General features: G+C 36.3%; 10 protein-coding genes. 1 reads left to right on the top strand and 9 read right to left on the bottom strand.

The genetic code is table 11. The features are described 5' to 3' along the window. Positions 1 to 17 precede the first annotated feature (17 nt). From rpsO to NZ923_05005, 7 genes are all read right to left on the bottom strand, one after another. On the bottom strand, positions 18 to 287 hold the full coding sequence (rpsO, locus tag NZ923_05035) for a 30S ribosomal protein S15 (GenBank protein ID MCS7229381.1): 270 nt from the start codon (positions 285 to 287) through the stop codon (positions 18 to 20). A 129-nt stretch (positions 288 to 416) separates the two neighbouring features. After that, positions 417 to 1361 (bottom strand): bifunctional riboflavin kinase/FAD synthetase, encoded by a 945-nt coding sequence (locus tag NZ923_05030; GenBank protein MCS7229380.1) that lies wholly within the window; start codon positions 1359 to 1361, stop codon positions 417 to 419. Then, positions 1348 to 2040 (bottom strand): tRNA pseudouridine(55) synthase TruB, encoded by a 693-nt coding sequence (gene truB / locus NZ923_05025; protein ID MCS7229379.1) that lies wholly within the window; start codon positions 2038 to 2040, stop codon positions 1348 to 1350. The genes NZ923_05030 and truB overlap by 14 nt, the downstream gene beginning before the upstream one ends. Further along, positions 2009 to 2404, bottom strand: coding sequence for a 30S ribosome-binding factor RbfA (gene rbfA, locus NZ923_05020; protein ID MCS7229378.1), 396 nt, complete (start codon positions 2402 to 2404; stop codon positions 2009 to 2011). The genes truB and rbfA overlap by 32 nt, the downstream gene beginning before the upstream one ends. Positions 2405 to 2433: 29 nt before the next feature. Then, the gene (gene infB / locus NZ923_05015) at positions 2434 to 5286 is read right to left on the bottom strand and encodes a translation initiation factor IF-2 (GenBank protein ID MCS7229377.1); all 2853 of its coding nucleotides are present in this window, start codon (positions 5284 to 5286) and stop codon (positions 2434 to 2436) included. A gap of 21 nt (positions 5287 to 5307) precedes the next feature. Then, the gene (nusA, locus tag NZ923_05010; protein ID MCS7229376.1) at positions 5308 to 6591 is read right to left on the bottom strand and encodes a transcription termination factor NusA; all 1284 of its coding nucleotides are present in this window, start codon (positions 6589 to 6591) and stop codon (positions 5308 to 5310) included. A gap of 24 nt (positions 6592 to 6615) precedes the next feature. Continuing rightward, complete coding sequence (locus NZ923_05005) at positions 6616 to 7083, bottom strand: ribosome maturation factor RimP (protein ID MCS7229375.1); 468 nt, start codon at positions 7081 to 7083, stop codon at positions 6616 to 6618. Positions 7084 to 7239: 156 nt separating this feature from the next. Between NZ923_05005 and NZ923_05000 the strand changes: the two genes are divergently transcribed. Beyond that, positions 7240 to 10308, top strand: coding sequence for a M1 family aminopeptidase (locus NZ923_05000; protein MCS7229374.1), 3069 nt, complete (start codon positions 7240 to 7242; stop codon positions 10306 to 10308). A gap of 43 nt (positions 10309 to 10351) precedes the next feature. Here the strand turns inward: NZ923_05000 and NZ923_04995 are convergent, their stop codons facing one another. After that, a complete protein-coding gene (locus NZ923_04995) occupies positions 10352 to 11467 on the bottom strand; it encodes a hypothetical protein (protein MCS7229373.1) in 1116 nt (371 codons plus the stop codon). Continuing rightward, the gene (locus NZ923_04990; GenBank protein MCS7229372.1) at positions 11464 to 12789 is read right to left on the bottom strand and encodes a cytochrome ubiquinol oxidase subunit I; all 1326 of its coding nucleotides are present in this window, start codon (positions 12787 to 12789) and stop codon (positions 11464 to 11466) included. The genes NZ923_04995 and NZ923_04990 overlap by 4 nt, the downstream gene beginning before the upstream one ends. Positions 12790 to 12848 lie beyond the last annotated feature (59 nt).

Genomic DNA, 12848 nt, shown 5'->3' with positions numbered 1-12848 from the left:
CACCGCCTTTGATTTTTTTATTTTCTTAAATCAAGTTCCTCAAGGATTCGCTTATAACTTTCGTAGTTCGTTTCCTCAAGATATTTCAACAATCGTCTTCTTTTTCCGATCATTTTGATCAAGCCCATTCTTGAATGCTTATCTTTTGGATGTTTTTCAAAATGTTCTGCTAATTGATTAATCCTTGCTGTCAAGATTGCAATTTGAACCTCGGGGGAACCAGTATCTTTTTCATGCTTACCATATTTTTTCACAAGCTCTTTCTTCTGCTCGCTTGTCAATGGCATATTCCTTTTTTGTTTTTGTTTTTAATTTTTGAGATCAAATTATACTTACATCCGACGGGGAAAAAGCGTAAAACTTACCTCTAACCTTTTACTTTTCTTCGCAAAACTGTTCATAAAAACCCATAAAATTTACACACTAACAAATTCTTTTCCAATTATTTCAAGCGCTCTTTGCTTATCTTTCTGGATTTGCGCGACGAGTTCATCAATAGATGAGAACTTCACTTCGTCTCTCAATCTTTCTATAAACTCAACCTTTATATGCTTAAAATAAATCTCCTCATCAAAGTTGAATATATTCACTTCCATAACCCTTTGGCTATCAAGTTCAAATGTCGGTCTATAACCTATGTTCATAACGCCAAAATAATTTTTTCTATCAATCGTCACCCGAACGACATAAACTCCATTTTTAGGAATGAGTTTCCTCAGCGATGTTGGCTCTATGTTTGCAGTTGGAATTCCAAGTCCTTTGCCACGCCCAGTTCCTTTCACAACGATTCCATTTATGAAATAATATCTTCCAAGTAATTTTGAAGCCAGTTTAACATCTCCTTGATTTAAAATTGCCCTTATCTTTGAACTGCTTACTGGATTATTTTCAACAAGAAGTTGTGGTATCAACTCAACTTCAAAACCGTATTTTTTGCTAAACTCTTTCAATTTCTCCGGATTTCCTTCCCTATCTTTCCCAAAAGCGTGATTGTAACCGACAATAACCTTGCTTAATCCAATTTTGCCAAGCATAATATCTTTACAAAACTCCTCCGCAGTTATGCTTGCAAATTCAGGTGTAAAATTTACAACAAAAACAATATCAAGATCATATTCCTTCAAAAGTTCAACTCTTTCTTCAATGGTCGTTAAAATATGAAATTTCTCTCTCGGATGAAGAACCTCTTGTGGATGGGGATCAAATGTGACAAGAACTGTTCTCATTCCATTTTTTAACTTCTCTTCTCTCATTCTTTTCAAAATTTCCTGATGTGCAACATGAACTCCGTCAAAAACACCAACCGTCACAATTGTTTTCGGATCTTTCACAATTTTGTTGATATTTCTAACTATTTCCATTGGTTTCCTGCATTGAGATTTTCTTTAGTTGATCAATCGTCAGTGCATCCTCAAGTTTATAATTACCTATCCTTGTCCTAACGAGCGATTTTAAATAAGCACCGCAACCGAGCTTTTCCCCAAAGTCATAGACAAGCGTTCTAACATATGTCCCTTTTGAACAATTCACGCGAAAGCGAACTTCTGGAAGATTTACCTCAAGTATCTTAAAATCGTAAATTTTCACCCTTTTGGGCTTCCTTTCTATGTTGATGCCTTTCCTTGCGAGCTTGTAAAGAGGTTCACCCTTATACTTAACTGCGGAATACATTGGTGGAATTTGTTCAATCTCCCCGATGAAACATTTTGTCGTTTCAACTATCTTTTCTTCTGTTATTCCATCAAGATTTCTTCTTTCTATTATCTCGGTTTCTGGATCGTAGCTTTTAGTTATAGCACCAAGTTCCATAACGCCTTCATATTCCTTATCAAGTTGAATTATCTTTGAAAGTTCCTTTGTCATTTTTCCAGTAGCAATTATGAGCAGGCCGGTTGCGAATGGATCAAGTGTTCCACCATGCCCTACTTTTTTTACCTTAAACCACTTTTTTATTTTATCAACGACTTTATAAGATGTCCATCCAGCAGGTTTATTCACAAGGATTATTTCACCTTGCTTTATCCTCTGTGCCAGCGTCATCACCTTTCTTATTGTTCTTTTCTCTATCTTCAATCTGTTTCAGGAGAGCATTTATTCTATCAACATGTTCAAGCGTATCATCAAGGTGAAATTCAATTTCAGGTACAAACCTTAAATGCAAACGCGAACCTAATCGGTGTCTTATGGTTTTTTTTAACGATTCAATTTTCTTCATCGTGTTTTGTTGCGTAACTTTGTCGCCGTAGATGCTTATGTAGATTTTAGCATATCTTAGATCTGAGCTAAGTTTTACATTTGTGACCGTCCAAAACCCCACTGTCTCATGCTCAAGAACTTTAGAGATTATTGATGAAACCTCTTCTTTGATTAATGATGCGACTCTCTCCACTCTTATGCTACTCATTCCCGATCCTCTTTAAGTTCTGAAAAAATTTAGGATTTATTCACCTCTTCAAGCTTTCTTTTGATCTCAAGGATATTATATGCTTCTATGACATCACCGACTTTTATATCGTTATAATTTTCAAGAGCGATACCACATTCAAGTCCGGCTTCAACTTCTTTGACATCATCTTTAAAGCGCTTAAGCGATGCTATTTTACCATCGTAAATTACAATTCCATTTCTTATGAGGCGGGCACGAGCGTTTCTTAAGATTTTACCCTCAGTTACGAAACAACCCGCAACAGTTCCAACTTTTGAAATTTTGAATGTCTCTCTGACTTCCGCAGTTCCAAGAAATTCTTCCCTTTTTTCCGGTTCAAGCATTCCTTCAAGAGCTTTCTTAACATCCTCAATCACATTGTAGATGATATTGTAAAGTCGTATCTCAACATTCTCGCTTTCCGCAAGCTTTTTAGCTCCGGATGTTGGTCTGACATTGAAACCAATTATAATTGCACCCGATGCTTGAGCAAGCAAAACATCGGATTCACTTATAGCTCCAACCGCCCTGTGAATTATTCTTACTTTAACTTCTTGAGTTGAAATTTTCATCAACGAATCAGTCAAGGCTTCAACCGATCCGTTTACATCAGCTTTAATTATAACTGGCAATTCTTTAACTTTTCCTTCCTTGATTTGCTCCGATAGTTTGTTCAAGGAGATAGCTCTCAATTGTCTAAATGTTTGTTCTCGTTTCAATTGGGCTCTCTTGTTTGCTATTTCACGCGCTACTTTTTCATCATCAACTACAACAAATGAATCGCCAGCTTCAGGAAGTTGATCAAAACCTATGACCTGAACAGGGGTTGATGGCTTTGCTATTTCTACTCTGTTCCCTCTTTCATCAAACATTGCTCTTACCCTTCCAAATGTAGTTCCGGCAACGAATATATCGCCAATTTTCAAGGTTCCATTTTGCACAAGGACAGTTCCAACAGGACCACGCCCTTTGTCAAGTTTTGATTCAATTACGACGCCACGAGCTTTTTTCTTTGGATTCGCTTTAAGCTCCATTAATTCAGCTTCAAGCAGAATCTTTTCAAGAAGAAGGTCAACATTTTTCCCATATTTCGCGGAAATTTCAACGCATTGATATTTACCTCCCCAGTCCTCCACCAAAACACCCCTTTCAGCAAGCTGTTGTCTTATTTTATCTGGATTTGCTTCTGGCTTATCAATTTTATTTATAGCAACTATTATCGGAACATTTGCAGCAAGAGCGTGGTTGATCGCTTCAACAGTTTGAGGCATCACTGCATCATCAGCTGCGACGACGAGAACAACTATATCTGTAACTTGAGCACCACGAGCGCGCATAGCTGTAAAGGCTTCGTGTCCAGGTGTATCAATGAATGTGATTTGTTTTCCGCTTGGAAGCGTCACTTGATAAGCACCAATATGTTGAGTTATACCACCCGCTTCACCTGCCACTATGTTGCTTTGTCTGATATAATCAAGAAGCGTTGTTTTTCCGTGATCAACATGACCCATTATTGTTACAACGGGCGGTCTTGGCTCAAGATCTTCAGGTTTGTCGGGTTCCTCTGCAATAATATCTTCAAGATATTCTTCAGCTCTTTCAACCTCAAATCCATAATCACTTGCAATCAGAGTTATTGTATCAAAATCAAGGCGTTGGTTGATTGAAACAACAAGCCCCAAGTTAAGACATTTTTTAATTATTTCGCTTGCTGAAACACCAATTAAATTCGCAAGTTCATTAACAGTGATAAATTCAGCAACTTTAATTTTCCTCTTCTCTCGTTCAATTTGTTCTATTTTTTTCTCTTCTTTTTCCTGCCTTTCTTTTTTCTTGCGTTTTTTAATTATCTCCCTTATATCTGGACCTGCATCTTCCATTTCGGCAAGTGTTTGATCAATTCTTCGCAAAATTTCTTCTTCGTTAATTTCAATTCTGCTCTTCCGAGTTTTCTTAACCGGCTTCTTTATTTCAATATCTTCAATTTCAACAAATTTCTTTTTCTTTTCCTCTTTTTCTCGGGCTTGTTTTTTCCTTCTTGTTTCTTCCTTTATTGTTTCAATTTCAGGAGCATGAACAATTCCCCCAACAGCTTCTTCTTTAACTGGTCTCGTTCTAACCCCTTCTATTTTTCTCGGTTCCCTTTCACCCCTTCTTTCTCTTCTTTTTCTATCTCTTTCTCTAGATCTTTCTCTATCTCTATCAAATTTTTTCTCCTTTGGTCCTCGCCTTTCCTCAACCTTAACATAAACCATCTCTTCCCTTCTGTGCAATCTCTCAGACTCTGACGATTTCAGCTCCGGTTCAGTTAAAATTGCTTCATCTTTTGATGATTTTTCTTCCTCCTGAGCTTGTGAAATTACATTAGATTGATCTTGAGCTATGACGGTTTCCTCAACTTGAGCTGTCGCTTCCGATAATTCAACTGTTTCTTTTTCCTCTTTACCAATTTTTTCTTCAACTTCCTCAAGTGTTATTTCTTCAACCACAGTTTGTTCAATTTGAACTTGCTCTTGTACTTCAACAACTTCCTTTTCTTCCTTGGTTGGTTCTATCTCTGTGACTGGCTGAACAGATTTATCTTCAGCGACTTCTGTTACTTCTACTGTTTTGGCTTCTTCAACTACTGGTTTGGTTTCAATTTCTTTAGGTTGTCTTTCCTCTTTAGCCCTTTTCTTCTTTTGACGCTCTGCTACTTCCCTTTCATGCTTATAGTGCCGGTTTATCAGCTCAAGCATTTTTTCATCAACAGGCGACAAATAGTTCTTCACCTCAGAAAATCCCTGCTTCTGCAGGAAATTAACTATATCATCGGCTGATATATTGAGCTCCTTCGCTATTTGATATATTCTTTTCGGCATGACTTTTACGGTTTGTTTAGGTTATCTTGAAGCTTTTCTTATTATATTTCTCAATCTTTTTATCTTTCTCTCATCAACTCCCTGTAAACCTGAAAGAATTGACTTTATGTTTTCATCCGATAGAGCAAGATAATCTCTGTTTGTTTCAATTCCGGCGTCCTTAAGGCGTTGGTAAATTTCCTCTCCAATTTGATCTTTCAAATCAGACAGACGAATAATTTTTTGGACATCTTTCTTTTCTCCTTCAGTTGAAATAACCTCAATGTTATATCCAGTTAACATAGAAGCTAGTTTGACATTTATACCTTCATCTCCAATTGCAGTTGCAACTTCTTCAGGTGGCACATAAACTATTGCCCTTTTCTCCTTCGGGTCAATTTCAACTCCCTTCGGTTTTGCAGGTTGTAGAGCCCTCGCAACATAGATTGCTGGATCAGCGCTGTATGCAATTACATCTATGTTCTCATTGTTAAGCTCCTTAACTATGGAATGAATTCTGACTCCTTTCATCCCAACACATGCTCCAACTGGATCTACTCTTTCATCGGTTGAGGCAACCGCAATCTTTGATTTCTTGCCGGGTATCCTGGCTACGCTTTCTATTATAACTATACCATCGTAAACCTCTGGTATCTCAAGTTCAAATAATTTTACCAAAAATTGAGGATCAGCTCTTGAAACTATAATCTGTGGACCAGCACCTCTTCTTTCATCTTTGAAGCTTGGTGGTTTGACTTCCTTAACGAGAACTCTTAAACTTTCGTTCTTTCTATATCTCTCATCAGGGATCATCTCGCTTCGTGGCAATATCATCTCATTTTTATTATGCATCAAAAGAACTAATTCAGGTTTTCCATCTTTCCCCATATAAACTTGATAAACCTCACCTATCAAAATTTCACCTTTATATGATTCATACTCTCTCATAATTGAATCACGCTCATATTCGCTCAGCCTCTGAATAAACAAATGCTTTGCTTGAGATATCAACCTCAAGCCAAAATCTTTTACTTCAATTCTTTCTGCAAACTTTTCACCAAGTTCAAGTGTGGGATCCGATTCTTTTGCCTTTTCAAGCGACACTTCCCTTACTGGATCCCTTACAACATCAACTATATCTTTAATCAGAAAAATTTCAATATCGCCTCGCTCCATATTAACAATTATGTCAAATTCGGCGTTCTCACCGTATTTTTTCCTCATGAGCGTTTTAAAAACATCTTCAAGTATAAAGGCGATTTTATCCTTTTCAATTTTTTTCTCTTTTGCGAGTTGTGTGAATGCTTCAACTACTTCCCGATTCATAATTTCACCTTCTGGATTTTAATTTTACCAAACAATTTCAGTTTTAGATTCAATAATTTGTCCGTATTTTAATACAATTAAATTTCCTTCAATTAACAACTCAATTGTTTCGTCTCCCGCTGTTGTAAGTTTACCCAACACTTCGCGCACTTGCCCAGTTGTCTCATCAATATACTTAACTCTGAGGAATCTCCCAATGTTTGTAAAGTATTGTCTTTTGACCTTAAACGGATTTCCAACACCAGGCGACGATACCTCCAAGCGATAACTTCCAGGTATAAGATCGTGAAAGTCAAGAGCGTCTGAAATTTTCCTACTTATCTCCTCACATTTTTTAATCGTAATCCCATCATCGGTATCAACAAGTACCTCTACAGTTAGCTTTTTCCCAACGCCCTTCAAATTGATATCAACTAAATAAGCACCTGAGCTTTCAACTATTGGCGTAATTATTTCGTGGAGCTTGGACTTGATTTCTTCAATATTCATCATCAAAAAAAATAGTGGGTTTTTAGCCCACTGTGGATGTTTTAAAGTTTTTAAAAAATATAAAAAAATCCGCCACAATTTGCAAATTAGGCGCTTAAAACTTTAAATTGAAACACGCTATTTAAACCTTCGTCTGTAAAAATAAAAACGAAACAAAAAATGAGAAATCTAATAATTATACTCCTCACACTCTTGCCCCTTCATCAATCTTTCCCATCCCAGATCTCAAACTACTGGCAACAACATGTTCATTACAAAATTAAAGTCCGACTTGACCCGGATAAAAAAATACTTATAGGTTCGGAAACACTGATTTATACCAACAATTCTCCAGATCAGATTGATAAGGTTTATTTTAGATTATACTGGAATATCTTCAAAAAGAATAGCCATGGTTGGAAATACGCCGAGAAAAGGAAAATGTATGCTCGGCTAAATAAAGAAAAAGAATATAAAGGCGTTCTACTTAAAAATTTTTCAATCGTTTTAAACAACAAAGAGACGCCACTTGATTATAAGATTGACGATACTATTCTTGAGGCAAATTTACCTCAGCCGTTAAAAACAAATGAAAAATCTATCTTTAAAATTGAATGGGAAGCTGAAATACCACCAGGTCCTGGAATGAGAACAGGGGTAAGCAATAGATGTTTTGATATCGCACAATGGTATCCACAAATCGCCGTTTACGATAAATATGGATGGCATAAAGATCAATATATTGGAACAGGCGAATTTCACAATGATTATGGAGATTTTGAGGTAGAAATTGAAATCCCTAAAAGTTTCATAGTCACTGGTAGCGGTGAGCTTGTAAACTATGATGAAGTTCTACCTGATTCAGTGCTCAAAAAACTTGAAGAAGCAAGAAATAATCCTGAAAAAATCTATCGCATTGCTGATTTTTCAGACAGAAAGATAAAAGAGGATGAGAAAACAAATTATGTGACTTGGAAATTCATAGCTAAAGATGTCCGTGATTTCGCATTTAGTGCTTACGAGAAATATATTTGGGATGCCGCGTTTTGGAAAAATGATAAACATCCGCATGGTGGAGTTATGATTCATGCGCTTTACTTTAAAGAAAATGAAAAGAACTGGAAAGATTCAGCGGTTGCTTTTTCTTTACATGCCATAAAATTTTTTAGCGAGAACTTTGGTTTATATCTTTACCCAAATGCGTTTGTTATGTCAAGCTTTGCGGTCCGAGGTGGAATGGAATATCCAGGAATCGTCTTCATTGGGCACGACATTACAAACTCACCTTATAGAGGATTATTTGGAGTCATAGTTCACGAACTTGGACATCAATGGTATCCAATGATGATTAATAGCAACGAAACAGAGTTTGCATTTATGGATGAGGGTTTCACTACATTTATCACAACTCTTGCTTTTGAAGAATACTATGGGAAAAAGAATAATCTTCTTGATCACGAGCAATGGTATATTCGCTCAATTGGAATTTCAACCGATGAAAGAGAAAGCAACCAGCGCCAGTATCTAATGCTTGCAAAGACTGGTTATGAAGAGCCGATATTAACACATGCAGATTACTGGCTTGAGAATTATCCTGCGACAACAGCTTTCTATCCCAAAACAGCTTCAGTTATATTCATGTTACAATATGTCCTTGGGGATTCAATCTTTTCACAATTAATGAAAGAATACTACAACAGATGGAAATTAAAACGCCCATATCCAGATGACTTTTTCAATCTTGCAATGGAAATAAGTGGTAGAGATTTAAGGTGGTTTTTTGATCAATGGTTTTACAAAACTTACACTTGCGATTATGGGATAAAATCTATGAATTCAAAAATGATCCAAAAGAATGGTAATGAAGTTTATGAAACAAGCATTAAGATCGCAAGATATGGAAGAGCAATTATGCCTCTTGACATCGCCATAAAAATGAAAAATGGTGAAACCCAAAATATAAAAATTCCTGTTGACATTTGGCTTAATGATGAATGGGAAAACGAAATAAAAATTGAACTTCCCTCTAAACCCATCTCAGCAGAGATAAATCCAGATTTGAGGATTTCAGACATAAATAGATTAAACAACACATACCCATTTCCTAAGGTAAAAATTTCTTTTGACAACACGATCGCTTTGACGCAATTGCTCGCTCCTCTTGATGCTTATTGGATAAGATGGAGACCTTCAATTTGGTATAATATAATTGATGGATTCAAAGCAGGGTTAAAGTCAAATGGGGCTTATCTTGATGATATTATTTCACATAAATTTTGGGTTCTCTACGGAACGAGATCAAATGAATTTGATTTTTACTTCAATGCTAGCAGAAGGATTCCCTTTGAAATTAGCAAAAACACATTTGCAGAAATGGAGATACTCAAAATTGAAGGTAGATATTCTGGAAGTTTTGAATTTAGAAAACAATTTTCACGAACATTGACAATTCCACCAATTCATGGTTTTAACTTCAGAATTCAACTTTTAAGATCGTTGAAAAATGATTATGTGGATCAGATTTATAAATGGGATGCTGGAAGATTAACGAGAATCATCGCTGGCTATACCTATTTTAATTATGGCGAAAAATGGCAAACAAGATTTTCTATTTTCCTTGAATCTTCAACTGTTTTGAGCGATTTTAATTATTCAAAAATCCACTCAGATATTATTCAAACATTTCACATCGCTTCGGGTTATAGATTTGCAGTTAGATTGTTTGCTGGATATGGTAATGGCTCAATCCCTGCGCAAACAAAATTTTTCATTGCGACATCATCGCCAATTGAGCAATTTTACAAACCGCTTTATAGAAGCAAAATCTTCCCTGGGGATTTCAGAAAACACATTCAACCGTTTGGAGGTGCCGGATTGCGTGGATATATTGACCAAAACATTTCAGAAGATAGGATATATTCATTAAATGTTGAGTTAAGCTTCCCGACCCTTTTCCCATTTGTTAAGAATTTGCCTGCTATTGGTTCTCTTTTCAAAACGGCAATTTTCTTTGATGCTGGCAAACTTTGGGGTCAGAATCAAAGGGCGAGCTTAAGAGATATAAAATACGATTTCGGCTTTGGGATAAGAAGTGATGTGTTTGGAGAGCTTTCACAAATAACAAATTTGTTTTCCGAAATCAGGTTTGATGCAATAAGAATTGATTTCCCCATCTATGTAAGCCATCCTGTAAGTGGAGAAAAGAGATTAAAGTTCAGATGGGTAGTCGGATTTGAGAAAACTTTTTAAATTAAAAAAAACCCGAGGTTTAGCCCTCGGGGTTAATTTATTTTTAAGTAGTTGCCGGTTTTGCCTTTAGAACTTTAGATAGCATATATCCAACTGTGATCAAACCAGCAACAAAAACAACAGCAAAAACTATAAGGACAGAAATTTGAGGTTCAACCGTAAATTGTTCCGGATTGAAATAATCTTTGAGATAGGCATCTCTTAAGACATCGCGCATTATGGACATACCAACTATTGTCAGGAAAAGCATAGCTATACCGGAAATTGAGAGTATCTTTGGGTTTTGAGCGTTGAAAGACAATAAAATTAGAATCAAACTTATAAGCGACAGTAAAACAGAAACACCAAAAACAACAGTTGCAAAAACATTATCACCCATAAACAGCATCATATGTTCTCTTCTTAAAGCAAGCAAAAACCATATCCCAACCGCATATTGAACAACTGTCCCAATGACAAACCACAAGCCACCATATCTAATTGCCCATCTTCCAAATTTTTCATCTGCTTTCAATTTAACAAGTCCATAAATTAACACGAGTAAACCAGCAACTGCGATAGATGCAACAAAGAAATGCAGATATCTTGGGATTACAGTTGGATCATCAAAATTAAGGTTAGTCCCATGTGGATTTGCAAAATACTTTTGAGCCCACTTCTCAGGTGTTAACATCAAAACAAGGTTATTTGTATATATAAGCCCAATTATCGCAAACAAAATTGCGCTCCCAAGAACAATCCAAGCTCTTACACCTTGCAATTTCTCAAAATTGAACTGATAGATATAATATCCATAATAACCAATCAGGAAAAGCAAAATAACGCTCAACCAGGGCCAAGCGATAATAATTGAAGATGTGTAAAAGTATTGTCCGTAAAGCACCTGGAGAAACAACAATGGTGCAATTCCAAGCGTTATAGTGAAGGCAGTAGCTATTGGAAGCATTTTTGAAAGAGAACGAGCGAGATTAAGATGAAATTGACTGTTCTTTTTTCTACCGATCAAATCAGTGATTCCAGCAATTATACCTCCGCCAAGAGCAAAATTCATTGCAATTATATGAAGTATAAAGGTCAAAACAAGCAAAAATTTTAAAAGCCAAAATGGTGCTGGCAAAGGTATTGGATCTGGTTCTGGTATTATGATTTGTTGATTCATTTTCCAAACCCATATTTTGTTTTTTCCTCATTGTTCAAATTATAAAGCCATTTCGCAAGGGCTTTTCTTTCTTGTTCAGTTCCAAAAAACGGTGGCATGAATCCCTTTAGCATATCAAGATATTGAAGTTGAAGATCAATGTAATCTTCGCTCCATCCACTAATAAGTTTCTTTATCCCATTATAACCATCAATTGTATGGCAACTCTGACACTGAATTTTGAAAATTTCCTCCCCTGCTTTCAACATATTTTCCTCTGTTACTTCTTTAACTGTAACCCATTTGGCAAATTTTAGGGATCCAATTTCATTTATCTTATCAGCGTGAGCTTTAATAACGGAGTTTGAATACATATAGTCATAAATTATGTATGGCTTTCTTATTGCCTCTCGCATCCACTCAGTTACAGCGGTAACTAAGAATCCCATGACAAGAAGTCCAAGAGCGAAAGCAAAAGATGTTTGCTTTGGTGTTTTAATCGGACCAAGCCAGGAGAATAAGGCTATAATGACAGAGAACAATATGCTTAACCCAGCGAAAATTGTGACAGCTGGAGCTCCACCAGTAATTATCACGCGAGCAAGCGGTGGAATAACCAAGATATACCAAATTCCAGCAGTAGGAATTAGGATAAATGCTGGAATAAGCCACTTTCCAGAATACTGAACAAGCTTCGTTCTTAATTCTTCATCTTTCAAACGAGTTGCAGTTATCAGAGAATACAAACCAGCAAGCGCTAAAGTTACACCTGTTCTAATGAAAAGCGATGGGAAGTATGAAGGATTGAAAAAGCCAGCCCAGAATTTCTTTGATGCTTCAGTAAACGGAATATTAATCCAACCACCAGAAGTGAGCATAAATGTCAATATACCATTGATAATCACAAGGCTAAGATATGCACCTGCGAAATAGATCCAACCAATTATGTTGTGTGTTTTTGGATCAAGTTTATCCCACGTTGCATAGTAAATTAAAATTGCTGAAATTTCAACTATAAAAAATACCCATTCAATTGCCCATCCAAAAACGAAGCTATGAATAAGAGTTGAAGTCGCCAATGGATGGACAAGCCCGATAGAAAACCAAATTCCAACGCCTGACAAAGCACCTAATACAACAGTTAAAAGGAGGAAAAATCTTGAATGCTTCTTTAAATATTCAATTAACTTCTGATCGTTTTCCTTAATTGCTTTTCTTTCTGTCAAAGCCAAATAAAGTCCTCCACCCACCGCAAAGTGCGAGACAAAGACATGGATTATCGCAATTATACCGATTAAAATTCCACCACCAATTACCGGAACATCCCAGAATGGATAGTTCATGGATGCACTCCGAATTTTGTTTTGAACTTGTCATAAATTTAAGTAGAATTAACAAAGCA

Source organism: Candidatus Kryptonium sp. (assembly GCA_025060635.1).
GTDB lineage: Bacteria > Bacteroidota > Ignavibacteria > Kryptoniales > Kryptoniaceae > Kryptonium.
The sequence above is the reverse complement of the archived record's forward strand: the minus strand, read 5'-3'. Positions and strand labels throughout refer to the sequence as shown.